Here is a 23,646-nt window from a genome sequence, read left to right on the forward strand (position 1 = left end):
CCCGCACCGGAGGGCTTGCGGTGCCCCTGAACCCATCCACTCCGGGTGCGCCTGCTCCCACCCTGCCAGCGCCCGGCAGCCGCGTGCGCGCCATGCTGCACGATCCGGTTTTGCCCACCCTCTTGCGCATGGCCTGGCCGAATCTGCTGATGATGCTGGCCCAGGCGTCGACCGGGCTGATCGAGATGTGGTTCCTGGCCAAGCTCGGCACCGAGGTGCTGGCCGGTGTCGCGGTCGTGGTGCCGGTGCTGATGCTGATGCAGAACATGTCGCAGGGCGCGCTGGGCGGCGGCATCTCGGCGGCGGTGGCGCGCGCGCTGGGCGCGGGCGACGCGGCGCTGGCCGATGCGCTCGCGCGCCACGCGCTCGTGCTGAGCGCGGCGGTGGGCCTGGCCTTCACGCTGGCGCTGCTCGGCTTCGGCAGCGCGCTGTTTCATCTGCTGGGCGCGCGCGGCGGCGCGCTGGCCGTGGCCCGCGACTATGGGCAGGTGGTGTTTGCCGCGCTGGTGCTGATGTGGGTCATGAACGCGCTGGCCAGCGTGGTCCGCGGCACGGGCAACATGCTGCTGCCCGGCGCCGTCATCTGTGGCGGCGCGCTGTTGTTGATTCCGCTGTGCCCGCTGCTGATCTTTGGTTTCGGGCCGGTTCCGGCGCTGGGCGTGGCGGGTGGCGCGTGGGCCCTGGTGGCCTATTACGCCGTCGGCAGCCTGGTGCTGGCCGCCTATTGCGCCAGCGGCCGCAACGCGGCGCGGCTGCGTGCCGGGCCCGTGCATTGGGCGCCGATGCGCAGCATTCTGACCGTGGGCGGCCTGGCCTGCATCAATCCCTTGCTGACCAATGGCTTGATTGCTGCCACGGCCGCCCTCGTCGGCGCGCAGGCCGGGTCGGCGGCGCTGGCCGGCTATGCCACGGCAGCGCGGCTCGAGTACCTGCTGATCCCGATTGCCTTTGGCCTGGGCGCGCCCATGGTGGCGCTGGTCGGCGCCAACCTGGGCGCGGGCCAGCCGCAGCGCGCGCGCCACATCGCGCTGGTCGGCGGCGCCATCGCGTTTGCCATTGGCGAGAGCGTGGGGCTCGCGGCGGCGCTCTGGCCCGAGGCCTGGCTGCGGCTGTTTGGCAGCGATGAGCGCCTGCTGGCCACGGGCGCGCATTACCTGCGCATTGCCGGCCCGTTCTACGGCTTCTTCGCCATGGGCATCGCGCTGTACTTTGCCTCGCAGGGCGCCGGCCGGCTGAAGTGGCCGCTGCTCGCCGGCGCCGGGCGCTTGCTGCTGTACGCGGGACTGGGCTGGGCGGTGCTGGCCGCGACCGGATCACTGAGCGCCTTCTTTGCGCTCGGGGCGGTGGCGATGGTGCTCTACGGCCTGCTGATTCTGTGGTCGGTGGCCTCGGGCAGCTGGTTTGCGCCGCCGCGCTGAAATAAATCGCCGCCAAAGGGTTCTTTCCCGCCGCTGGCTGGTTTATCTTCCGGGGGCACCGCAGACCACAGGGCTGCGCGCATCTGCGCAGCATGCGACCCATAACCAGGAGACTTCGATGAGCTTTACCCGCCGTACCTGCATGACCCTTGCCGCCGCAGCCGCCGGCCTGGCCCTTGGCGGCCCCGCCAGCGCGCAGCAGCCGCGCGAAATCAAGATCGGCTACGCGCTGGCGCAGAACTCGCATTTCGGCGCGGGCGCGCTGGCCTGGGCCGAATCGGTCGAGAAGTCCACCAGCAATGCCTTCAAGTTCAAGCATTTCGCCTCCAGCGCGCTGGGCGGCGAGCGCGAGCTGATCGAAGGCCTGACGCTGGGCACCGTCGAGGCGGTGGTGGTGTCGAATGGCGCGGTGAGCAACTTCGTGCCCGATGCCGGCGTGATGGACGTGCCCTTCCTGTTCCGCGACACCACGCATGCGCGCGCCGTGCTCGACGGCAAGATCGGCGAGGACCTGCTGGCCAAGTTCCGCGCGCGCGGCCTGATCGCGCTGGCCTGGGGCGAGCAGGGCTTTCGCCACCTGAGCAACAACAAGCGCCCGGTGGTCAAGCCCGCGGACGCGCAGGGCCTGAAGATCCGCGTGACCGAGAACCAGACGCACATCACCGCCTTCCGCCAGCTGGGCATGTCGCCCACGCCCATGTCCTGGCCCGAAGTCATCGGCGCGCTGCAGCAGGGCACCATCGACGGCCAGGAAAACCCGATCTCGGTGTTCACCTCGGCCAAGCTGTGGCAGGTGCAGAAGTACCTGTCGCTGACCAGCCATGTCTACGCGCCCATGGTGCTGATCGTCTCGCCCTCGGTGTGGTCGGGCCTGAGCGATGCGCAGAAAAAGGCCTTTGCCGAGGGCGCGCGCGCCGGCGGCCTGGCCTCGCGCAAGTTCGTCGACGAGGTGGAAAAAAGCGGCGTCGAGGAAATCAAGCGCCATGGCGTGCAGATCGTGACCGAAGTCGACCAGGCGGCGTTCCGCGCCGCGCTCGCGCCGAGCTACAAGCAGTTCGCCACCAAGTTCGGCCAGAAGACGCTCGACGCGATCGCGGCCGTCAAGTAAGCCGGCGCCATCCATCGCGGCAAGGGCGCTTTTTAGCGGCTAAAAAGCGCCCGCCTCTTCTGTCGGACAGTGACACTGTCACGGTATCGAAACATTCCCCTCGTAATCTTCGCTCCGGCCGCAGGAGTGTAGGACAAGTCTGACTTTCACTCCGCGCAGCGCTGGCGACCTGCCACCGCGCCGCGGTCGTGAAAATCAAACATAACGATTCAGTTCGAGGGATTTCGGTAATGCAAGCAAAAGCAGCAGCCATCTTGGCAGGCGCAGTCGCGTCCGTGGCATTCGCAGGTCAGGCACGGGCCCAGTCCAACGTCTCCATCTACGGTATTGCCGACAACGGCGTTGAAGTCATCAACAATGCGTCGTCCGCGCTTGGCGCCGACCGCACGCTGGCACGCCTGAGTTCGGGCAACCTGTCGGGTTCGCGCCTGGGCTTTCGCGGCAACGAGGACCTGGGCGGCGGCCTGAAGGCGGTCTTCATCCTGGAAGCCGGCATCGGCCTGGACACCGGCAACTCGCTGCAGGGCGGGCGCATGTTCGGCCGCCAGGCGCTGGTCGGCCTGCAAGGCGGCTTTGGCGAGCTGTACCTGGGCCGCCAGAACAGCATGATGCTGGAGTGGATGAGCAAGTACAACACCATGGACAACGCCACGTGGTCCGCCAAGGTGCATGACGGCGCGTTCTCCGACCGCATGGACAACGCCATCAAGTACAAGAAGAAGTTCGGCGCGGTCGAGATGGCCACCTACTACAGCAGCCATTACAACGGCCAGGAGATTTCCGGCGCCGCCAAGGCTGGCCGCCAGTATGGCCTGGGCGTGCAGTACCGTGCCAACGGCTTGAGCATGGCGGTGCTGTACGACCAGAAGCAGGGCACCACGGCCGCCACCATGAACAACGCCGACAAGCACCTGACCCTGGGCGCGCGCTACCAGTTCGGCAAGACCGAAGTGCTGGGTGGCTACCTGACGCGGCGCCAGGAAGTGGCCGGCGCCGCCGACGTGCGCACCGATCTGGCCTGGATCGGCGCCGCCTACCAGGTCAGCGCGCCGCTGCAGCTGAGCGCGTCGATCTACCACACCGACCGCAAGAACTCGGACCAGGATCCGACCTCGATCATCGCCATGGCCAAGTACGCGCTGTCCAAGCGCACCGACCTGTACCTGATCGGCTCCTATGCCTGGAACAAGGACAGCGCCACGCCGGCCCAGACCCTGGGCGTGAACGGCTTCAACGCCGACGTCGCCGCCGGCCGGAACCAGCTGGGCGTGATGGCTGGCGTGCGCCACACGTTCTGATGCGCATCGGCGAAACCCATGCGCCCCAGGGCACTTCGATTGCGGTCGAAGGCCTGACGCAGCGCTTCGGCGGCAACACCGTGCTCGACCGCATCGACCTGCGGCTCGCGCCCGGCCAGGTGCTGGCCTTGCTCGGCCCCTCGGGCTGCGGCAAGACCACGCTGCTGAAACTGCTCGCCGGGCTCACGCCCGTGGCCCCGGGCCACGGCCGCATCCGCTTCGGCGAGACGCTGGTGGCCGGCGACGGACAGTTCGTTCCGCCCGAGCAGCGCGGCCTGGGCATGGTATTCCAGGACTATGCGCTGTGGCCGCACATGACGGTGGGCCGCAACGTGGCGTTCGCGCTCGAGATGCGCGGCGTGCCGCGCAGCGAGCGCGCCGAACGCGTGGCCGGCGCGCTGGAGATCGTCGGCCTCAAGGGCTATGCCGAACGCCAGCCGTCGAGCCTGTCAGGCGGGCAGCAGCAGCGCGTGGCCCTGGCCCGCGCCATCGTCGCCAAGCCGCAGGTGCTGCTGTTCGACGAGCCCCTGTCCAACCTCGACCGGGAACTGCGCGAAAGCCTGTGCCACGAGATGGGACTGCTGCTGCGCGCCATGGGCACGACCGCGGTGTATGTCACGCATGACCAGGAAGAAGCCTTCGCGCTGGCCGACAGCGTGGCGGTGATGCACGGCGGGCGCATCCAGCAGCTGTCGAGCCCCGAGCAGCTGATGCAGGCACCGGCCAGCGCGCTGGTGGCGGACTTCCTGAAGCTGGGCAACGTGCTGCATGCCGATGACATCCCGCCGGCCTGGCGCGTGGCCGCCCAGGCGCTGGCGCGCGACGACCGGCACCAGCACCTGTTCATTCCGCAAGGCGCGCTGCAGCTGGGCACCGACATGCGCGCGGCAATGCGGGCCCAGGTGGTCGCGCAGCGCTGGCGCCATGGCCGCTTCATCACGCAGGTCAAGACCGGCGCCGGATGCAAGGGCCTGAGCTTCACGACCGCGCAGCGCCTGGGCGCAGATGCCATCGTCGACCTGGCGCTGGACTGGCCGGCGCTGCGCTGGCTGCCGCAGGCCGCCTGAGGCGGCACCCTCCACAAAACCCATACCAACATCCAATGACAACTGCTCGCACCCTGAGCGCCCTGGCCCTGGCCGCGGCCTCGCTTTTCGCGCTGCCCGCGCAGGCCCTGACCGTATACAGCGCTGGCCCCGGCAAGCTGATTGAAACCCTGGCCGCCGACTTCAAGGCCAAGACCGGCGTGCCGGTCGACGTATTCCAGGCGGACACCGGCAAGGTGATGGCGCGGCTGCAGGCCGAAGCCACCAATCCGCGCGCCGACGTCGTGATCTCGGCCTCGTGGGACAGCGCCCAGGACCTGGACCGCCGCGGCATGCTGGTGGCGCACGGCAGCGCCAACGCGCAGAAGGTCGCGCCCCAATACCGCCAGCCCAATTACGTTGCCCAGGGTCTGTCGGTGCTGTCCATTGTCTGGAACACCAGGAGCGGCACGCCCCGTCCCGCGGACTGGAACGATCTCACCGCGCCCGCCTTCAAGGACAAGGTGACCATGCCCGACCCCGCGCAGTCGGGGGCCTCGCTTGACTTGCTGTCGGCGCTGCAGCAGCGCCAGAGCGACAAGGCCTGGGAGCTGTTCGGCCGCCTCAAGGCCAACGGCATGGTGATCTCCGGCCCGAACGCGCAGGCCATGAACCCGGTGCTGCAGGGCGCCAAGGCCGCGGTATTCGGCGCCGTCGATTACGTCGCGCTGGGCAGCCAGGCCAAGGGCGAGAGCATCGAGGTGATCTTCCCGAAAAGCGGCACCGTGGTCGCGCCGCGGCCGATGATGGTGCTCAAGTCGTCCAAGGCCCAGGACGATGCGCGCCGGTTCATCGACTTCGTGCTGTCGCCCGAAGGCCAGGCGCGCGTCGCCGATGCCTACCTGATTCCGGCGCGCGCCGACGCCGCCGCCAGGCGCACCGCGATCAAGGACATCCAGCTGCTGCCCGAGCCGCAGGGCAATGAGAACTACGCATCGCGCGCGGCGCTGCTGCACCGCTTCTCGACCCTGTTCGGCCGCCGCTGATGGCTGCCCACCGTCTTCGCGTGGGTCCGTCGGCGATTGCCGCCGGCACCACCGCGGCGCTGCTCGGGCTGGTGGCGCTGCCGCTGGCCTTCGTGCTGCTGCAGGCCCTCTTTCCCGGGCTGGCCGAGGGCTCGCTGGCCGCGCCGCTGTCGCATCTGCGCGCGCTGCTGGGCGACGACGCGCTGCTGGAGCTCACGCTCAACACGCTGCGCCTGGGCGCCTGCGTGGTGCTGCTGAGCGCGCTGATCGGCATTCCGCTGGGCGCCGTGCGCGGCCTGTTCCGCCTGCCCGGCGCCGCGCTGTGGGACCTCATGTTCCTGATCCCGTTCATGATTCCGCCCTATATCGCGGCGCTGGGCTGGATCATGACGCTGCAGCCCAAGGGCTACGCCGAGCAGCTGCTGGGCCTGCATGCGGCGCCCTTCCTGTTCTCATTCCCGGGCGTGGTGTTCGTGATGACGCTGAACGTGTTCCCGGTGGTCTATTTCGCCGTGTCGCGCACGCTGGCCGGCACCGGTTCGCGCCTGGCCGACGTCGGCCGGGTCTGCGGCGGCGGGCCCTGGCAGTGCTTTTTCCGCATCACCCTGCCGCTGGCGCTGCCCGCCATTGCCGCCAGCTTGCTGCTGGTGTTTGCCATGGCCATCGAGGAATACGGCACGCCCGCGGCGCTGGCCGCGCATGCCGGCTTCTTCGTGCTGGTGACGGGCATCGAACGGCGCTTCTCCGACTGGCCCATCGACCTGCCCGGCGCCTCGACGCTGTCCGTGGTGCTGGTGCTGCTGGCGATGCTGGCGTTCTGGCTGCAGCGCCGGCTGCTGGGCGCGCAGGTGTTCGAGACCACGACCGGCAAGCCGAACGACACCGCGCGGCGCGCACTGGGCCGCTGGCAGTGGCCGGTAACGGCGCTGTTTGCGGGCGTGGCGCTGATTGCCACCGCCACGCCGCTGGCCGCCATCATCGTCACCGCCTGCCTCAAGACGCTGTCGGGCGGCCTGGCGCCGGGCAACCTGGGGCTGGGCCACTTCGCCGCGATCTTCACCGAAGGCGAAGCCGCCTTGCGCGCGCTGACGACCAGCGCCGCGCTGGGCCTGGGCACCGCGGTGGTGACCGGCATCCTGGGCCTGCTGGTCGCGTATTGCGTGGTGAAGACGCGCATGCGCGGGCGCGTGCTGCTCGATGCGCTGTCGGTCATGCCCAACACGCTGCCCGGGATCGTCGTCGCGGTCGGCCTGATCCTGGCCTGGAACCAGCCGTTCTGGCCGGCCACGCCCTACAACAGCTGGCTGATCCTGCTGCTGGCCTACTGCTGCCTGCTGATCCCCTACCCGGTGCGCTATGCGACGGCCGCGCTGGCGCAGATCGGCGACAACATGGAAGCCGCGGCGCGCGTGCATGGCGCCAGCCTGCTGCAGATGCTGCTGCGCATCCTGCTGCCCTTGCTGGCGCCCAGCCTGCTGGCGTCGATGCTGCTGGTGTTTGCCGTGGCCTCGCGCGAGTTGGTGGCTTCGCTGCTGCTGGCGCCCACCGGCATCCAGACCACCTCGCTGTTCATCTGGCGCCAGTTCGAACAGGGCTCGGTCGGCCAGGGCATGGCGATGAGCGTGGTGACCATCCTGATGACGACCACGCTGATGGTCGGCGTCACGGCGTGGCAGGCGCGGCGCTAGCGCCGCCACCGGGAATGCCTTCTCGACGACAATGGCGCGCATTGAGCCCCGGCGCACACCGATAGCCCTTCCCGCCGCCTTCGCGCCCGGGACGCCCGAAAGGAAAGACTTGCCCTCCGCCCCGACTCCCGACTCCCGCGAACTGCCCCCCGGTTTCCTGCCCTCCCCCGCCCTCAGCCCGTTCATGGCGCTGTGGGGCCAGGTCTATCTGCGCATCGACAGCCCGCAGTCGCGCGTGCTGGGCCTGTGGGTGCAGGAGCAGCACTTGAACCACCAGGAGGCGATGCATGGCGGCATGGTCGCAAGCCTCGCCGACAACGCGATGGGCTCGCTGTCGGCGCATGCCAGCGGCGGCCCGATCGCCACCGTGCACCTGTCCGTCGACTACCTGGCGCGCGTGCCGCAGGGGCGCTGGCTCGAAGTGCACAGCAGACTCGACAAGCTGGGCGGCAAGATGCTGTTCACCTCCTGCGAGGGGCGCATCGACGCGGAACTGGTGTTCAAGGCCAGCGCCGTCTTTGCGCCGATCCGGCGCGCGGCGCCCGCGCCCGCGCCCTGAGGCCGGCGCGCGGCGCGCGTCAGTGGGCGATGCGCCCGTCCGTCAACGCCGCCGCCGCGAACTCGAACACGATGTCGGGGTCCGGCTGGACCAGGCGCTGGTCCTTGCCGGCGTAATCGAGCCGCCAAAGGATGTCGCGTATCAGGTTCAGCCGCGCCAGGCGCTTGTTGTCAGCGCGCACGATGTGCCAGGGCGCGGCAATCGAGTGCGTCTGCAGCAGCATCTCGTCGCGCGCCGCCGAGTAAGCCTTCCAGTTCTTGATCGCCACCGCGTCGATGGCGCCGATCTTCCACTGCTTGAGCGGGTCGCGGCGCCGGTCTTCGAGGCGCTGCTTTTGCTCGGGCTTGCTGATGTCGAGGTAGTACTTGAGCAGCTTGATGCCCGAATTGACCAGCATCTCCTCGAACGGCACCACCGACTGCAAAAACTCGGCGTGCTGGGCCTTGGTGCAAAAGCCCATCACCTTCTCGACCCCGGCGCGGTTGTACCAGCTGCGGTTGAAGAGCACGAACTCCTGCGCCGTCGGCAGGTGCGCGACATAGCGCTGGAAATACCAGGCGCTGCGCTCGCGGTCCGAGGGCGCGCTCAGCGCCACCACGCGCGTCTCGCGCGGGCTCAGGTGCTCGGTGATGCGCTTGATGCTGCCATCCTTGCCGGCCGCGTCGCGCCCCTCCAGCAGTACCAGGATCTTGTCGCCGCAGTCGATGAAGTGCCGCTGCAGCTTGACCAGCTCGATCTGCAACTGCTGCAGCTGCTCCTCGTAGTCCTGCTCCGAGAGGGGGGCGTCCTGCCGCGCCGGCGCGCTGGCTTGCACCTCGGGGGCTTTGGGTCTGGCGGATTTCTTCGGGTCTTTTTTTCCCATGGGATTCCCTGTGTGCGTGGTGGGCAGAAAGGCCAGGACACGGCATGGCCGTGCGCGCCACTATGACACGCTTCAGGGCCGCGGCCGGCAACCGGCACGGGCCGGCGCTGGCCGGCTCAGCGCGAGCGGTCGTTGGCGGCGCGCGCCGCCATCTGCGCCAGATAGGGTCCGTCCTGCTGCGGCTTTTCCGCCGGCTGTTCGATCAGAAACTGTTCGCGGTCCTTACCCGCGATCCAGGCGGGCGGCTTGCCGCGGCCGCTCCAGGTCGCGCCGGAATTGGGATCGAGGTACTTGCTTGGCACATGCGCCTTGGCCGGCTTCCAGGGAAACACCTGCTGGGCCGTGAAGCCGAACTCGGCAATCAGCGCATGCACCTGGCGCAGCGCCTGGGCGGCGGCGGTTTTCTTTTCTTCGGCGATCGCGGCTTCAAGCGCTGCCTTCTCGGCAAGCAATTCGTTCAAACTCTTCATAGGGGATCGGGAGGTTCCAACGGTGGAGGGGAAATCGGATCACGGATCGCGCGTACTGCTGCGATTGTCCACCCTAACGGCGGCCCGGGCGGTTTGCCGCAGTGCAATATGCACGCATCGCTGCGCCGCGTGGGCGCCGCGCAAAGGCGCAAAGCGCAGACCCAGCGCCAATTGCGCATTCGCACCATAGGGAATTTCCCGGGCGGAGGTGCGCAAACCGGAAATAATAGCGCCCTTCCGTCAGATCCCGCCCCTATGAGTTTCGTGCAACCACCCGGTCCCGCGTCCCTGGCTTCGGCCGACGCTGGGGCTCTTTCCCCCACCGCCCAGACGGTGCTCGACTGGCTGGCTGCGCAGCAGCCGGCCATGACCGCGCTGCTGGCGCAGATCGTCAACATCGACAGCGGCAGCGGCCATGAGGACGGCACGCGCGCGGTCGCGGCGCTGCTGCGCGCGCGCCTGGAGTCGGCCGGCATTGCGGTGCAGACGCTGCCCGAGCCCGGCTGGGGCGACTGCCTGCTGGCGCGCGTGCCGGGCAGCGACGCCGCCGCCCGCGGGCATCTGCAGCTGATGGGCCATATGGATACCGTGTTCCCGCTGGGCACGGCCGCGCAGCGGCCCTGGCGCGTCGAGGACGGCAAGGCCTATGGCCCGGGCGTGGCCGACATGAAGTCCGGCCTGGTCATGAACGTGTTCGTGGCCGAGGCCCTGGCGCGCTTCGGCGGCAACGCCAGCCCGGTGCACCTGCTGTTCACCTGCGACGAGGAAGTCGGCTCGCCCGCCTGCCGCCATGTGATCCGTCAGCATGTGCAGGGCGCGCGCGCCGTGCTCAATGCCGAGCCGGGCCGCATCAGCGGCAACGTGGTCAACGAGCGCAAGGGTTCGTACCGCATTGATTTCGAAGTGCACGGCGTGGCCGCGCACGCGGGCATCAATCCCGCGCAGGGCGCGAGCGCCATCGACGCGCTGGCGCGCAAGATCCTGGCGCTGCATGCGCTGACCGGCTGCGAGCTCGGCATCACCGTGAACGTCGGCTTCGTGCAGGGCGGCATGGCGTCGAACGTCGTCGCGCCGCTGGCCAGCGCGCATGCCGACCTGCGCTACACCGCCGAGAACGACCTGCAGGCGGTGCTGGCACGCATCCAGGCCATCATCGAGGAAGAATCGCTGCCGCGCACCCGCGGCCGGATCATCGAGTCGCGCGGCGCGCTGCCGATGGCGCGCACGCCCGATGACATCCTGGAGTGCTACCAGCGCAGCGCCGCGCTGGCCGGCTTTGCCGTCGAAGCCGAAAGCACCGGCGGCGCCGCCGACAGCGGCATCACCTCCGACATGGGCATTCCCAGCCTGTGCGCGCTGGGCCCCGTCGGCGGCTACCCGCACAGCGAACGCGAGTTCTGCGACCTCTCCACCTTCGTGCCGCGCGCCCAGGCGCTGGCGCTGACCCTCATGGCGCTGCGTTGAAGCGCCGCGCCCCCGTTGTCTTCTTTTCCCATGCCTGCCATGTCCCACTTTGATCTGACCTCTCCCACCCCCTCGCGCCGCACGCTGCTGGCCAGCGCGCTGGGCCTGGCCGGCGCCGCCGCGCTGCCGGCGCTGGCCGCCGACAAGTACCCCAGCCGCCCGATCACGCTGGTCGTGCCCTTCCCGCCTGGCGGCTCCGTCGACATCATGGCGCGCCAGTACACCGAATCGCTGGGCCGCCTCCTGGGCGTGCCGCTGGTCGTCGAGAACCGCCCCGGCGCGGGCGGCTCGGTCGGCGCCCAGTTCGTCGCGCGCGCCAAACCCGATGGCTACACGCTGGTCGCCTCGTCGCAGAGCAGCCACCTGGCCAATCCGCTGGTGCAGCCCAACCTGGGCTACGACCCGGTCAAGGACTTCGAGAACATCGCCATCCTGGGCCGCCAGCCCAACGTGCTGGTGGTGCACCCCAGCGTGCCGGTGAAGACCTTTGCCGAGTTCGTCAGCTACCTCAAGGAGCGCCCCGGCCAGGTCAACTTCGGCTCGGCCGGCGCGGGCAGCATGGGCCAGCTCAATGCCGAGGCCCTGCTGCTGGCCACCCAGACCAAGGCGGTGCATGTGCCCTACCGCGGCGGCTCGCAGTACGTGACGGCGGTGCTGGCCAACGAAGTGCAGTTCGCGCTCGACAACCTGGTGGTGTTCTTCCAGCACATCCAGGCCGGCAAGATGCGCCCGCTGGCCGTGGCCTCGGCGACCCGCGTGGCCCAGCTGCCCGACGTGCCGACGTTTGCCGAACTCGGCTTCCCGGCGCTGAACCAGACCTCCTGGACCGGCATTGCCGCGCCCGCGGGCACGCCCGCAGCCATCGTCACGGCGCTGCACCAGGCGATCCGCAAGGCCGCGACCGAGCCGGCCATGGTGGAGAGCCTCAAGGCGCGCGGCGTGATCCCCCCCGAGGAAATGGCGCCCGCGGCCTTCGAGAAGATGATGGCCGAGCGCCTGGTCTCCTACGGCGAAGTGGTGCGCAAGGCCGGCATCAAGCCGGAATAAGCCGCTGCAGGCGCGGCGGGCGTCATTCGATCTTGATGCCCGCGTCCTTGACCACCTGCGCGTATTTCTTCAGGTCGGCCTGGATCTGCTGGGTGAACTCCGCGGGCGTGCTGCCCACGGCGCTGATGCCCAGCTTGGCCAGGCGCTCCCTGACCGCAGGCTCGTTGACGACCGCATGCAGCTCGCGCTGGATGCGCTCGACAATCGGCTTGGGCGTCTTCGCGGGCGCGAGCAGCCCGATCCACGAACTCACCTCGAAGCCAGGCACGGTTTCGGCGACCGTTGGCACCTCCGGCAGCGAGGCCAGGCGCTGCGCGCTGGAGATCGCGATGGCGCGCACCTGGCCGCGCTCGATGAAGGGCAGCGCGCCGGCCACGGCGGTGTAGAGCATCGGCAGCTGGCCGCCGACGACATCGGCCAGCGCCTGGCCGCCGCCCTTGTAGGGCACATGCACGAACTTCGCGCCGGTCTTGACCTTGAGCATCTCGGCGGCGATGTGCGGCGTGCCGCCCGTGCCGGAGCTGCCGTACGACAGCCCGCCGCCCAGGCTCTTCGAATAGGCAATCAGCTCGGGCAGGGTCTTGGCCGGCACCGAGGGATGGGTGACGATGACCAGCGCCGTGTCGCCGATCTTGCTGATGGGCACGAAGTCCCGCAGCGTGTCGAACGGTACCTTGGCAAACACATGCGGATTGATGACCAGCGTGCCGTCGAAGCCCAGCACCAGCGTGTGGCCGTCGGGCGCGGCGCCGGCGACCGCCTGCGTGCCGATGTTGCCCGAGGCGCCGGGGCGGTTGTCGACCACGACCTGCTGGCCCAGCCGCGCGCCCAGGCGCTCGGCAACGACGCGCGCGCCGGTGTCGGTCACGCCGCCCGGTGTGAAGGGCACGACCAGGCGGATGGGTTTGGAAGGAAAGTCCTGCGCCTGCGCCGGCGTGGCGCCAAGGCCGGCCAGCAAGGCGCTGGCGCCGGCCAGCGCCAGCAGGCGGCGGCGCGGGGCGTGGTAGCGATTCGTCATGGGCTTGTCTCCGTCTTTTAGGTTTTGAATGCTCAGCGTGCCCAGCGCTGGTCGAAATCCCAGACTTCCTGGAAGCCGATCAGGCCACAGAACTCCTGGAAATCAAACAGCGGCACGTCGGGCCCCGGGCCCACGCCGGTGGCCTTGAGCTGGGTCAGCGCGCGTTCCATGGCCGCGGCCGCGGCCAGGCTGGTCAGCGAGGGATAGATCGCCAATGCAAAGCCGATTTCCTCGAGCACTTTTGCCGGCAGGATGGGCGTCTTGCCGCCATCGGCCATGTTGGCCAGCATCGGCGTGTCGAACGCGGCGCAGGCCCGGCGCATCTCCTCCTCGGACTGGGGCGCCTCGAAGAACAGGATGTCGGCGCCGGCCTCGGCATAGGCCTCGAGCCGTCGCATGGCCTCGTCGACGCCCAGCGACGCGCGCGCATCGGTGCGCGCGATGATCAGGAAGTTCTCCTGGTCTTCGCGCGCGGCGGCGGCCACCTTGATCTTGTCGACCATGTCCTGCATGGGCACGCAGCGCTTGTTCGGCGTGTGGCCGCATTTCTTCGGAAACTCCTGGTCCTCGAGCTGGATGGCGGTGACGCCCGCGGCCTCGTAGCCGCGCACCGTGTGGTGTACGTTGAGCAGGCCGCCGTAGCCGGTGTCGGCGTCGGCAATGACCGCGCCCTGGCTGGTGCGCACCAGCGTCGCCATGCGGTCGAGCATCTGCGTGTAGGTCGCAATGCCCGCGTCGGGCAGGCCCAGGCTCGAGGCGGTGAGCCAGTAGCCGGTGCCGTAGACGATGTCGAAGCCAACCTTGTTGGCGACGCTGGCGGCAATCATGTCATGCAGGCCGGGCGCGACGATGAATTCGCCGCGCTCGAGCTTTTGCCGCAGGATGGGGTTGGCCATGGCGGCCTACTCCGCCTTGATGCCGCCGCGCTGCGCGACCTGCGCCCACTTCTTCGTCTCGCTGGCGAGGAAGCTGCGGAATTCGGCCGGCGGCGTGAGCATGATGTCGGCGCCCTGGTCGTGCATCTGCTTTTGCAGCGCCGGGTCGGCGGTGATCTTCTTCAGGTCCTGGTTGAGCTGCGCGACGATGGGCGCGGGCACGCCGGCCGGGCCGAACAGGCCATACCAGCTCAGCGACTCGACCCCTTCGAGGCCCGCTTCCTTGAAGGTCATGGCCTCGGGGAACAGCGCCATGCGGCGCTCGCCCGCGACGCCCACCACGCGCAGCGCACCCGAGCGCACATGCGGCAGCGCCGTGAGCACGCTGGTCACGCCCATCGGCAGGTGACCGCCAATGATATCGACCATGATCGGCGCGCCGCCCTTGTAGGGCACGCCCGTGAGCTTCAAATTGCCGGCCTGGCGGATCAGCTCGCCGGTCAGGCGCGTGAGGCCCTCGGAATAGCCGCAGCCCAGTTCCTCCTTGCGCGCCGCGGCCAGCAGCTCGGGCAGCGTCTTGTAGGGGCCATTGGCCTGCACCACCAGCACCGAGGGCGAACTCGCGATGTTGGTGATCGGCGTGAAGGCCTTGTCGGTGTCGTAAGGCAGCGACTTCATCAGCACCGGGTTGATCGCGTGCGACCCCACCACCAGCATCAGCGTGTGGCCGTCGGGCGCGGCGCGCGCCACGCTGCTCGAGCCGATCACGCCGTTGGCGCCGCTGCGGTTTTCCACCACCATCGACTGGCCCCAGAGCTCGGTGAGGCGCTGCGCGACCAGGCGCCCGACGATGTCGGTGCCGCCGCCGGCCGAGTACGGCACGACCAGCGTCACGGGCTTGGCCGGGTATCTGGCCGGCCCCTGGGCCCAGGCGCTTGCGCTGGCGCCGGCGGCGGCCATCGACGCGAGTCCGGCCAGCAGCTCGCGCCGGTTGGGATGGGAAAGGTTGAAGTGCGTTGCCATGCTTGTCTCCGGTTTATGTGTTCTATGGCGGGGGAATATCAGCTGCGCGGGCGGCGCAGCCAGGTGATGGCGCGTCCGCCCAGCGGCCGCTGCAATCGGTCCTGCGCGAAATCGACGGCCGCAACCAGGCCCGGCAGCGAGATGCCGGTGGCGAAGCCGCTGAGCTCGGCCATCAGCACCAGGTCCTCGGTGGCCACATTGCCGGCGGCGCCGGGCGCGAACGGGCAGCCGCCGATGCCGCCGACGCTGGCATCGAAGCGGCGCACGCCGGCTTCGAGCGCGGCCCAGGCATTGGCCACGCCCATGCCGCGCGTGTCGTGGAAATGCACCGCCAAGCGCTCGACCGGCACCACGCCGCGCAGCGCGCCCAGGCGCTGCTTGACCTGGCCCGGCGCGGCCGAGCCGATGGTGTCGGCAATGACGATCTCGTCGGCCGCCGCGGCATGCATGCGCGCCGCCAGGCGCAGCACGGCATCGAGCGGCGTCGCGCCCTCGAACGGGCAGTCGAAGGCCACGGCGACATAGGCGCGCGTGCGCAAGCCCAGCGCGCGCGCCGCGGCCAGGGTCTGTTCGCTGACCTCGCAGGCCTGGTCCAGCCCCATATTGATGTTCTTGCGGTTCATGGTCTCGGACGCCGAGAGCACGACGGCAATCTCCCGCGCGCCGGCCGCGTGCGCGCGCTCCAGCCCCTTGAGATTGGGCACCAGCACCGAGGTGCGCAGCGCGGGAAAGCGCGATTGCACCTGCGGCAGCAGCTCGGCGGCATCGGCCATCTGCGGCACCGCCTTGGGCGAGACGAAGCTGGCCGCCTCGATGCTGGCGACACCGGCATCGACCAGCAATTCAATCAGCCGCAGCTTGTCGGCGGTGGCCAGATGGATGGCCTGGTTCTGCAGGCCGTCGCGCGGCGCGACATCGGTGATGTGGATCTGCTCCTGTAACTGCGCGCTCATGCAATGGCCCCTTCGGCCTGCAGCGCTTCGAGCTGCGCTGGCGTATAGCCGACGAACTCGCCCAGCACCTGGCGCGTGTTCTCGCCCAGCGCCGGCGGGCGGGTGAAGGCGCGGCCCTTGTCCGCGCCCGAGAGCTTGATCGGGTTGCCCGGCATGCGCACGCTGGCGCCGCTCTTGAGCGGGACCTCGACCACCATGTCGCGTGCCAGCACCTGCGCGTCGTTGAGGGCCTGCTCGAAGTTGTTGACCGGGCCGCAGGGAATGCGCGCCTCGCGCAGGCGCTCGAGCCAGTGCGCGGTCGGCTGCTGGCGCAGCGCCGCGCTGACCAGCGCATCGATCTCGGCCTTGGCCGCCAGGCGCACCGGCTGCTGGCGGTACTCGGGCTTGCGCAGCGCCGGCAGGTCGATGAAGTCGACGAAGCGCTCGAAGAACGGGTCGCCGATGCAGGCGATGATCACGTGGCCGTCGGCCGTGGGATAGCTGTTGTAGGGCACGTGCACGAAGTGGCCGTTGCCTATGCCCTCGGGCACATGGCCCGACAGCAGGTGCATGGTGGCCATGTAGTTGAGCAGGGAGATCTGCGCGTCGAGCATCGAGATGTCGACATGCTGGCCGCGGCCGGTGTGGTCGCGCTCGACGATCGCGGCCAGCACGCCCATCGCGCCGAACACGCCGCCGCCCAGGTCGCCAATCGGAATGCCGCTGCGCGTCGGGCCGGTTTCGGGCGTGCCGGTGATCGACATGCCGCCGCCCATGGCCTGCACCACCTGGTCGAAGGCCGGGCGCTGGGTCTGCGGCCCGGTCTGGCCGAAACCGGTGACCGAGCAGGTGATGATGCGCGGGTTGACGGCCGACAGCGCGGCGTAGTCGATGCCCAGCCGCTCGGTCACGCCAACGCTGAAGTTGTCGAACACCACGTCGGCCTTGCGCACCAGGTCGAGAAACACCGCCTTGCCGGCGGCGCTCTTCAGGTCGACGCAGACGCTTTGCTTGTTGCGGTTGAGCGTGAGGTAGTACGCGCCCATGCCGTCGCGCGAGTAATGCGGGTCGTTTTCCAGCAGCCGGCGCGTGCCTTCGCCGCTGCCCGGCGGCTCGACCTTGATGGTGCGCGCGCCCAGGTCGGCGAGCAGCATGGTGCCATAGGGGCCCGACAGCATGTGCGTCAAATCCAGCACGGTGATGTGTTCGAGTGCCACGTTCAATCTCTTTCGAAGTTTCGCCAATGCTGGTTCTTTGCAAGAGCCGGGCCAGGCCGTCGAATGCGTGCAAGTGCTTGATTTTCCATGGATCGGCAGTCCAGCGGTGAACGCAGGGCGTCGCACTGCGACAGCGCTGAAACAAGAATATGTTTCAATGCAACATGTCCAGCCAACGCCCTGCCCCGTTTTTCCCGGCCTCCGCGCGCAGCGGCGGCCTGCCGCGCCTGTGCTTCGTGAGCTACCGGCAGATCCGCGGCTTTGCCATGCCAGTCGTTGCCGAATACACCGGCCGCGCCGAGATCGAGGTGCTGGATGGCACTTTTGGCGATGCGCTGGCGATTGCGCGCGACCGGCTCGAGCGCGGCCTGGTCGATGCCTTCGTCAGCGCCGGCTCGAACGCGAGCATCCTGCGCGCCGGCCTGCAGGCGCCCGTGGCCACCATTCAGCTCACGGGCTTCGATCTGCTGCAGGCGCTGATCCAGGCGCGGCGCATCTCCAGCCGCGTCGGCGTGGTGATGTACGGCCAGACGATTCCCGAGCTCGATGAGGTCAAGGACCTGCTCAACATCGAGGTCATGCAGCATGCCTACCGCACGCCCGACGATGCGCGCCAGCGCTTCGAACAGCTGCGGCGCGCGGGCTTCGAGGTGATCGTCGGATCGAGCCTGGTGGTCGAACTCGCCGAGCAGGCCGGCCTGCATGGGCTGCTGGCCTATTCGCTGGCCAGCGTGCGCAAGGGTTTCGAGGACGCGCTCGAACTCGCGCGCGTCGCGCGCCTGGAAGCCGGGCGCTACGAACAGCTCAACAGCGTGCTGCACAACCTGCAGGAGGCGGTGCTGGCCGTCGACCGCGACAACCGCGTGATCGCCGTCAACCCGCCGATGCAGCAGCTGCTCGGGCCCGCGCATGCGCGGCCGATCGGCGAGTGGCTCGAGCGCATCGAGCCCGAGCTGTCGCTGCAGGCCACGCTCGACAGCGGCCAGGTCGAGCGCGCCGTCGTGCAGCGCTTCGCGCAGCGCGACTGGGTGGTCAACCGCACGCCGATCCGCGAACACGGCGAGATCGTCGGCGCCGCGCTCACGCTGTACGACGCGCGCGCGATCCAGGAAGCCGACACGCGGCTGCGCATCCAGCAGGGCCGGCGCCAGAACGCCGCGCGCCACCGCTTTGGCGACCTGATCGGCCAGAGCCCGGCCTTCCTGCGTGCCGTGCAAACCGGCCGGCGCTTTGCGCGCACCGATCTCACGGTGCTGATCGTCGGCGAGAGCGGCGTCGGCAAGGAGCTGTTTGCGCAGTCGATCCACAACGACAGCCTGCGCGCGGGACGGCCGTTCGTGGCTGTCAACTGCGCGGCGTTTCCCGAAGCGCTGCTCGAGAGCGAACTGTTCGGCTACGAGGAAGGCGCGTTCACCGGCTCGCGGCGCGGCGGCAAGCGCGGGCTGTTCGAGGCCGCGCATACCGGCACGCTGTTTCTCGACGAGATCGGCGACATGCCGCTGCAGCTGCAGACGCGGCTATTGCGCGTGCTGCAGGAGCGCGAGATCACGCGCCTGGGCGCGACCGGCGCGATTCCAGTCGACGTGCGCGTGATTGCCGCCACGCACCAGCCGCTGCCGGGCATGATTGCCGAGCGGCGCTTTCGCCAGGACCTGTTCTACCGCCTCAACACGCTGCGCCTGCCGCTGCCGCCGCTGCGCGAGCGCCGCGAGGACATCGCGCCGCTGGCCCTGGCGCAGGTCGCGCGCTGCCTGCAGCGCCTGGGCACGCCGCTCGACGCGGCGCGCGCGCTCGCGCCCTTGCTGGCGCGGCTGCGCGCCTACGACTGGCCGGGCAATATCCGCGAGTTGGAGAATCTGGGCGAGCGCATCGCGGTGTTCCTGATGCAGTTCGAGCGCCTTGACGACATCCGCTACGACGAATTGGCGCATGACCTGCCGGAGCTGTTTGCCGACGCCAATGCCGAACCGGCCGGTGGCGGCGCATTGAACGCGGCGCGCGTGGCCGCGGCGCTCGCGGCCCAGGGCGGCAACCGCCAGGCCGCGGCGCGGCAGCTGGGCGTGAGCCGCTCGACGCTGTGGCGCTGGCAGCGCGAACACGGCGCGTGAGCTACCAAATAGGTAGGGACAAACGTGGATGGACCACGCCAGGCCGCTTGCCGACACTGTGCTGCAGTTGAGCAACCGAAGGAGACGATATGCGACCCATTGCGCGCGTTCCCGGACCCCTGGCCTGGTGGCTGTCCTTGTCGGCCACGGCCGTGCTTGTGGGCTGCGGCGGCAGTGGCGGCAGCGACCCGGCCCCGCCCCCCGCGCCCCAGCCCAAGGCCTGCGCCGACCTCAACGGCATGGCGATTGCGGCCGCCGATATCGGTTTGCCCACCACGGGGGCGCTGGTCACGGCCGCCACCACGGTGGCCGCGGCCGGCAGCGGTGCCACGGCCACGCCCGAGTTCTGCCGCGTGAGCGCGGCGATCTCGCCGGTCGACCCGGCGGCGCCGAAGATCCTGCTGCAGGTGGCGCTGCCCACCACCTGGAACAACAAGGCGCTGATGTTCGGCGGCGGCGGCTACAACGGATTGATTCCGGCCGTCACCGGCAACGTGCCTGCCGGCCCCACCGCCCAGGCCACGCCGCTGGGCCGCGGCTATGCGACCTTCGCCAGCGACTCCGGCCACCAGGCCGGCGCGCTGGGCAGCCAGGACGGATCGTTTGGCGTCAACGACGAGGCCGTGAGGAATTTCTCCGGCGAGGCGCTGAAGAAGACGCGCGACACGGCCGTGGCGATCATCAAGGCGCGCTACGCCGCGGGCGCGCCATCAAAAGCCTATTTTGCCGGCGGCTCGACGGGCGGGCGCGAGGCGCTGGCCGTGGCGCAGAAGTGGCCGCAGGACTGGGACGGCGTGATTTCGCTGTACCCCGCGGGCGCGGCCGCGAGCCTCGACCTGCAGTTCGGCCGCATCACGCGCGCGCTGGCGCAGCCCGGCGCCTATGCCAACCCGGCCAAGCGCAAGCAGCTCTATGACGCGGCAATGCAGGCCTGCGATGCGCTCGACGGCGTGGCCGACGGGCTGATCAGCGACATCCGCTCCTGCAACGCGGTCTTCAACCCGGCGACCGCGAGCGTCAACGGCGCGCCGCTGCGCTGCGCCGGCGGCGCGGACACCGGCGACAGCTGCCTGTCCGACGCGCAGATCGCGGCGTTCAACGTCATCAACACGCCGATCACGTTCGGCTACCCGCTGGCCAGCGGCGAAACCCAGTACCCGGGCTTCAACACCTGGGGCACGGACTTCGGCATTCCCAACGCCAGCCCGCTGCAGACCACCGTCACTTTCCTGTCCATGGGCACGCTCCAGCCGGCGAGCCCGATGCCGGTCGGCGCGCCCTACGGCAGCATCTTCTGGGACCAGTGGGTGCGCTTTTTCGTGACGCGCGACGCGAGCTTCAATGCGCTGACGCTGGACCCGCAAAACCCTGGCCCGTGGCAGGCGCGCATCAGCGAACTCAGCGGCCTGCAGGACGTCAACAAGACCGACCTGTCGGCCTTCCAGGCCAAGGGCGGCAAGATGCTGATCGCGCATGGCACGGGCGATGCGCTGGTCAGCACGCGCGCCACCGCGCAATACGTCGACCGCGTGCGCGCAGCCATGGGCCAGGCGCGCGCCGACAGCTTCCTGCGCTACTACGAGATCCCGGGCTATGGGCATGCGGTCAGCACCGTCTTCAATGCCTCCTGGGACTCGCTGTCGACGCTGGAGAACTGGGTCGAGAAAAGCACGCTGCCACCGAACCAGACCGTGACTGATACGGTGGGCGTGCCCGGCCGTACCCGGCCGCTGTGCGACTACCCGGGCTACCCGCGCTACAACGGCAGCGGCGACGTCAACCTGGCGGCCAGCTTCAGCTGCTCGACGCAGTAGCGGCCATCCGCCACCACGCAGCCCGCGGGCAGGGAATCCCAGACACCGCCGCACAGGACCATTTCACCGTTCTTGCGCTTTCGCGCCAGTCAGAATGGGGTAGTGGTTCCGCCCGGCGGCGCGCCGCGAGCCTGCCGGATGCCGCGAACGCTGCCTAAGCCGGTTCGTCGAATGACAGCGCCCAGTCTTGGCCCTCAAACCAGGCGGAGCCGCTCGCATTTTTCCGCCAGATCAGGCTGCGAATGCGACGGTCCTGCCCGGTTGCGAGACTCTTGCGCAGTGCGTCAATGTCCGCATCAGGTCGCGGCAATCCATGTGCAAACAGGAACGACGCCTCGCCCAGGGACATTGCCGCGAAACCGGTATTCTTTCGCGTGACCATCAAGCCGATACCATGCCTGACGACGCGTACCCGCAAAGTGGCATGCATCTGCGGTACACCGAGCGGCAAAACCAGCCGCCCCGCCGGCCTGAGATTTTCAAGCCAGCGGCCAGCAGGGCGAGCCACGCCGTAATTGACGTAAACAGCATCGACGGGACATTCCGGCTGCGAAGCGCCATCGGCGCGAATGACCTCGATATTGGCAGCAGCAGCGAGATTGATTTCCAGCCGGGCAGCCAGCTTTTCATCGCATTCCACCGCCAGCACCTTGCCCGTGGGGCCGACGAGCTGCGCCAGAATGGACGTGTAGTAGCCCGCCCCCGCTCCAATGTGAGCCACAATTTCGCCCGCCTTCGGCTGCATGGCATTCATCCATCGCGCATGGAGCACGGGACTGCCATTGTTGACCCCACGCTCTGGGTCAAGACCAATGACGACATCCTGATAGATCAATGCGGGATCATTCTCCTGCAGCGCCGTATAGCCATTCCATGGCGTAAGAATTTGCCATTGATCTGCGCCCAGGAATCGCTCGCGCGCAATGCTTGCAAAGGCCTGCTCCAGGCGTTTGTTTTCCGACGCATTGGCCAGCGCCAGGATTTGCCTGGCGAAGACTGCGCGGACAGCGTCGAGTTGCGAAAATGGAAGCATCGAAGCCTGTGCCTCTATCCGGAAAGCAAGTGTCGAGTATTTCTTCCCATTTCTTGCGCCGCAAGGTTCCGCTCAGGCATGGGTTGATTGGAATCAAGTCGGTTGATTTCGCGCAGTATCCATTGGACCTTACGCAACGACATAATCAATATTGACTCAAGACCAGGCCATCCTGAAGCTTCCCTTAAGCAGCCACCATGAGCTTGTGTTTTTCTCTTTCCAGACTTCTGGCTTCACTCCCAGCCATCCAGTCTTCGAGACACTTTCGATGTTCAGGATACTTTGAAGTCAGATACTGCCTGGCAGACGCCCAGTCGTTGCATTGCAACCAGTTTTGTAACTTCTACAGATCGCCAAAGGGAATGCTCAACGCCATATGCAACTCGACAACTGTATCCTTTTCTGGGGTTGCATAATCGGTATTTATGCTGAAATTCAGTACATGTTGTCCCATTTTAGTGCCTCCACAAAAATTATCAAATAGCGCCAATAACGCTACAAACAATGGCACACACTCGGCAAATTGTCCTTCTCTTGATTACAGAAAAATATAAGACGAAGTCTTCAATCACATCGGCATAGAGATATTGCGCCATTCAAACCTTTCCGGGGCCAACTTGCTTGAGCGCCCCTGCTGTCTTCGCGTGAAAATCCAGCAACAAGGCGTTGCCACGCAGCTGTAAATGGCAAATACATTACTCTGCTCTGCATTGGTGCTTGATGACCATGCCAGCTGGGCGGAAAGATGCAGTTCAGCGCCTGCGAGGGCGGCATCGACGGCGCGCCGACATTGAAGGCCAGCGCCGTCTTCTCACCCATCGGGCGCCCGCCTGCCGCCGCCTGGTCCCGCGCGGCTGCGGGCGATGGCCGCCCCAGGCTCGTCAGCGGTTCCGGGCTGCGGCCTGCTTGCGCTGCAAAAAGGCCTGCATGTGGTGCTGCGGCTCGCCGGTGTCGAACGCCGCGCCGAACTCGGCAATGCTGTCATCGACGGCCGCATCGAGCGCCATGCGTTCCCAGCGGCGCAGCAGGCGTTTTTGCTGGCGCAGCACGACCGGCCCGATCTGCGCCAGCCCGGCCGCCACTTCCAGGATGCGGGCATCGAGCTGATCCGCGGGCACGCATTCGTTGATCAGGCCCCATTGCTGCGCCTGGGTGGCGGCAATGTTCTCGCCCGTGAGCAGCAGCCAGGCCGCGCGCGTGGTGCCGATCTGCGCCGGCATCATCGCCGCATGGATCACCGAGGGAATGCCGACCTTGACCTCCGGCATGCCGACCACCGCGGTGTCGGCCGCGATGCGCAGGTCGCCGGCCATGGCCAGCTCCAGGCCGCCGCCCAGCGTATGCCCTTCGAGGCGCACGATGACCGGCACCGGGAAGTGGCGCACGGCGTTGCACAGGTCGCGCAGCGCGCCGATGAAGCGGCGCCCGCTGGCCGCGGTCAAGCTCGCCAGTTCCTTGATGTCGGCGCCGGCAATGAAGGCGCGCGCGCCCGAGCCGCGCAGCACCAGGCAATGCAGCTGCGGGTTTTGCGCGAGCTCGCCCAGCGTCTGGATCAGGCTCTGGATCACCGGCGTGCCCAGCACATTGAGCACGCCGGCATCGGTGATGGTCAGCACCGCCGTGGTGGGAGTGGGATAGCTGATCTGCGAATGCATGGCGCTT

At 68.4% G+C, this 23,646-nt stretch carries 20 protein-coding genes; 11 read left to right on the forward strand and 9 right to left on the reverse strand.

Annotated features, from left to right (window positions below):
• Nucleotides 1-92 precede the first annotated feature (92 nt).
• The 7 genes from HUK68_RS21065 (at nt 93) to HUK68_RS21095 (ending at nt 8,121) form a co-directional block, all read left to right on the forward strand.
• Nucleotides 93-1,418 carry an MATE family efflux transporter gene (locus HUK68_RS21065; RefSeq protein WP_175506446.1) on the forward strand — a complete coding sequence of 442 codons (1,326 nt, stop codon included), beginning with the start codon at nt 93-95 and terminating at the stop codon, nt 1,416-1,418.
• 118 nt (nt 1,419-1,536) lie between these two features.
• Entirely contained in the window at nt 1,537-2,526 is a 990-nt protein-coding gene (locus tag HUK68_RS21070) for a TRAP transporter substrate-binding protein (RefSeq protein WP_175506203.1), read from the forward strand.
• A gap of 275 nt (nt 2,527-2,801) precedes the next feature.
• On the forward strand, nt 2,802-3,824 hold the full coding sequence (locus tag HUK68_RS21075; RefSeq protein WP_175506204.1) for a porin: 1,023 nt from the start codon (nt 2,802-2,804) through the stop codon (nt 3,822-3,824).
• Entirely contained in the window at nt 3,824-4,891 is a 1,068-nt protein-coding gene (locus HUK68_RS21080; protein ID WP_175506205.1) for an ABC transporter ATP-binding protein, read from the forward strand. The genes HUK68_RS21075 and HUK68_RS21080 overlap by 1 nt, the downstream gene beginning before the upstream one ends.
• Nucleotides 4,892-4,926: 35 nt before the next feature.
• The gene (locus HUK68_RS21085) at nt 4,927-5,895 is read left to right on the forward strand and encodes an ABC transporter substrate-binding protein (protein ID WP_175506206.1); all 969 of its coding nucleotides are present in this window, start codon (nt 4,927-4,929) and stop codon (nt 5,893-5,895) included.
• Entirely contained in the window at nt 5,895-7,562 is a 1,668-nt protein-coding gene (locus HUK68_RS21090; RefSeq protein WP_175506207.1) for an ABC transporter permease, read from the forward strand. Before HUK68_RS21085 ends, HUK68_RS21090 begins: the two co-directional genes overlap by 1 nt.
• Before the next feature lie 109 nt (nt 7,563-7,671).
• Nucleotides 7,672-8,121, forward strand: coding sequence for a PaaI family thioesterase (locus tag HUK68_RS21095; protein WP_175506208.1), 450 nt, complete (start codon nt 7,672-7,674; stop codon nt 8,119-8,121).
• Nucleotides 8,122-8,140: 19 nt separating this feature from the next.
• On the opposite strand, the gene ppk2 is transcribed toward HUK68_RS21095, so the two are convergent.
• On the reverse strand, nt 8,141-8,983 hold the full coding sequence (gene ppk2 / locus HUK68_RS21100) for a polyphosphate kinase 2 (protein ID WP_175506209.1): 843 nt from the start codon (nt 8,981-8,983) through the stop codon (nt 8,141-8,143).
• A 116-nt stretch (nt 8,984-9,099) separates the two neighbouring features.
• Entirely contained in the window at nt 9,100-9,453 is a 354-nt protein-coding gene (locus tag HUK68_RS21105; RefSeq protein WP_175506210.1) for an H-NS histone family protein, read from the reverse strand.
• Between the two features lie 255 nt (nt 9,454-9,708).
• Here HUK68_RS21105 and HUK68_RS21110 point away from each other — a divergent pair, with 255 nt between their 5' ends.
• Nucleotides 9,709-10,917, forward strand: coding sequence for a M20 family metallopeptidase (locus HUK68_RS21110; RefSeq protein WP_175506211.1), 1,209 nt, complete (start codon nt 9,709-9,711; stop codon nt 10,915-10,917).
• Between the two features lie 39 nt (nt 10,918-10,956).
• Entirely contained in the window at nt 10,957-11,964 is a 1,008-nt protein-coding gene (locus tag HUK68_RS21115) for a tripartite tricarboxylate transporter substrate binding protein BugE (protein WP_175506212.1), read from the forward strand.
• Between the two features lie 22 nt (nt 11,965-11,986).
• Here HUK68_RS21115 and HUK68_RS21120 read toward each other — a convergent pair whose 3' ends face one another.
• Genes HUK68_RS21120 through HUK68_RS21140 form a run of 5 tightly spaced genes read right to left on the reverse strand, consistent with a single transcriptional unit; the run spans nt 11,987 to nt 17,029 of the window.
• A complete protein-coding gene (locus HUK68_RS21120; protein WP_175506213.1) occupies nt 11,987-12,982 on the reverse strand; it encodes a Bug family tripartite tricarboxylate transporter substrate binding protein in 996 nt (331 codons plus the stop codon).
• A gap of 32 nt (nt 12,983-13,014) precedes the next feature.
• Nucleotides 13,015-13,878, reverse strand: a complete 864-nt coding sequence (locus HUK68_RS21125; RefSeq protein ID WP_175506214.1) for an isocitrate lyase/PEP mutase family protein — start codon at nt 13,876-13,878, stop codon at nt 13,015-13,017.
• Nucleotides 13,879-13,884: 6 nt separating this feature from the next.
• Nucleotides 13,885-14,880, reverse strand: coding sequence for a tripartite tricarboxylate transporter substrate binding protein (locus HUK68_RS21130; protein WP_175506215.1), 996 nt, complete (start codon nt 14,878-14,880; stop codon nt 13,885-13,887).
• 38 nt (nt 14,881-14,918) lie between these two features.
• Nucleotides 14,919-15,833: a hydroxymethylglutaryl-CoA lyase gene (locus HUK68_RS21135; RefSeq protein ID WP_175506216.1), complete on the reverse strand. Its 915-nt coding sequence runs from the start codon at nt 15,831-15,833 to the stop codon at nt 14,919-14,921.
• Complete coding sequence (locus tag HUK68_RS21140) at nt 15,830-17,029, reverse strand: CaiB/BaiF CoA transferase family protein (RefSeq protein ID WP_175506217.1); 1,200 nt, start codon at nt 17,027-17,029, stop codon at nt 15,830-15,832. The genes HUK68_RS21135 and HUK68_RS21140 overlap by 4 nt, the downstream gene beginning before the upstream one ends.
• Before the next feature lie 164 nt (nt 17,030-17,193).
• Here HUK68_RS21140 and prpR point away from each other — a divergent pair, with 164 nt between their 5' ends.
• On the forward strand, nt 17,194-19,137 hold the full coding sequence (prpR, locus tag HUK68_RS21145) for a propionate catabolism operon regulatory protein PrpR (RefSeq protein WP_244146375.1): 1,944 nt from the start codon (nt 17,194-17,196) through the stop codon (nt 19,135-19,137).
• A gap of 89 nt (nt 19,138-19,226) precedes the next feature.
• Nucleotides 19,227-20,951, forward strand: coding sequence for a tannase/feruloyl esterase family alpha/beta hydrolase (locus tag HUK68_RS21150; RefSeq protein ID WP_175506219.1), 1,725 nt, complete (start codon nt 19,227-19,229; stop codon nt 20,949-20,951).
• A 154-nt stretch (nt 20,952-21,105) separates the two neighbouring features.
• Here HUK68_RS21150 and HUK68_RS21155 read toward each other — a convergent pair whose 3' ends face one another.
• Together HUK68_RS21155 and HUK68_RS21160 are read right to left on the reverse strand one after the other, a co-directional pair.
• The gene (locus HUK68_RS21155; protein ID WP_175506220.1) at nt 21,106-21,984 is read right to left on the reverse strand and encodes a protein-L-isoaspartate O-methyltransferase family protein; all 879 of its coding nucleotides are present in this window, start codon (nt 21,982-21,984) and stop codon (nt 21,106-21,108) included.
• Between the two features lie 881 nt (nt 21,985-22,865).
• Nucleotides 22,866-23,639: an enoyl-CoA hydratase gene (locus HUK68_RS21160; protein ID WP_175506221.1), complete on the reverse strand. Its 774-nt coding sequence runs from the start codon at nt 23,637-23,639 to the stop codon at nt 22,866-22,868.
• Nucleotides 23,640-23,646 lie beyond the last annotated feature (7 nt).

Source organism: Comamonas antarctica (assembly GCF_013363755.1).
Classification (GTDB): domain Bacteria; phylum Pseudomonadota; class Gammaproteobacteria; order Burkholderiales; family Burkholderiaceae_C; genus Comamonas; species Comamonas antarctica.

Bases quoted from the DNA above. Each gene is read 5' to 3' on its own strand.
- prpR (WP_244146375.1), top strand. From the start codon at position 17,194: ATGTCCAGCCAACGCCCTGCCCCGTTTTTCCCGGCCTCCGCGCGCAGC.
- HUK68_RS21155 (WP_175506220.1), bottom strand. From the start codon at position 21,984: ATGCTTCCATTTTCGCAACTCGACGCTGTCCGCGCAGTCTTCGCCAGG.
- HUK68_RS21150 (WP_175506219.1), top strand. From the start codon at position 19,227: ATGCGACCCATTGCGCGCGTTCCCGGACCCCTGGCCTGGTGGCTGTCC.
- HUK68_RS21160 (WP_175506221.1), bottom strand. From the start codon at position 23,639: ATGCATTCGCAGATCAGCTATCCCACTCCCACCACGGCGGTGCTGACC.
- HUK68_RS21120 (WP_175506213.1), bottom strand. From the start codon at position 12,982: ATGACGAATCGCTACCACGCCCCGCGCCGCCGCCTGCTGGCGCTGGCC.
- ppk2 (WP_175506209.1), bottom strand. From the start codon at position 8,983: ATGGGAAAAAAAGACCCGAAGAAATCCGCCAGACCCAAAGCCCCCGAG.
- HUK68_RS21110 (WP_175506211.1), top strand. From the start codon at position 9,709: ATGAGTTTCGTGCAACCACCCGGTCCCGCGTCCCTGGCTTCGGCCGAC.
- HUK68_RS21130 (WP_175506215.1), bottom strand. From the start codon at position 14,880: ATGGCAACGCACTTCAACCTTTCCCATCCCAACCGGCGCGAGCTGCTG.
- HUK68_RS21135 (WP_175506216.1), bottom strand. From the start codon at position 15,833: ATGAGCGCGCAGTTACAGGAGCAGATCCACATCACCGATGTCGCGCCG.
- HUK68_RS21105 (WP_175506210.1), bottom strand. From the start codon at position 9,453: ATGAAGAGTTTGAACGAATTGCTTGCCGAGAAGGCAGCGCTTGAAGCC.
- HUK68_RS21080 (WP_175506205.1), top strand. From the start codon at position 3,824: ATGCGCATCGGCGAAACCCATGCGCCCCAGGGCACTTCGATTGCGGTC.
- HUK68_RS21070 (WP_175506203.1), top strand. From the start codon at position 1,537: ATGAGCTTTACCCGCCGTACCTGCATGACCCTTGCCGCCGCAGCCGCC.
- HUK68_RS21115 (WP_175506212.1), top strand. From the start codon at position 10,957: ATGTCCCACTTTGATCTGACCTCTCCCACCCCCTCGCGCCGCACGCTG.
- HUK68_RS21085 (WP_175506206.1), top strand. From the start codon at position 4,927: ATGACAACTGCTCGCACCCTGAGCGCCCTGGCCCTGGCCGCGGCCTCG.
- HUK68_RS21090 (WP_175506207.1), top strand. From the start codon at position 5,895: ATGGCTGCCCACCGTCTTCGCGTGGGTCCGTCGGCGATTGCCGCCGGC.
- HUK68_RS21065 (WP_175506446.1), top strand. From the start codon at position 93: ATGCTGCACGATCCGGTTTTGCCCACCCTCTTGCGCATGGCCTGGCCG.
- HUK68_RS21125 (WP_175506214.1), bottom strand. From the start codon at position 13,878: ATGGCCAACCCCATCCTGCGGCAAAAGCTCGAGCGCGGCGAATTCATC.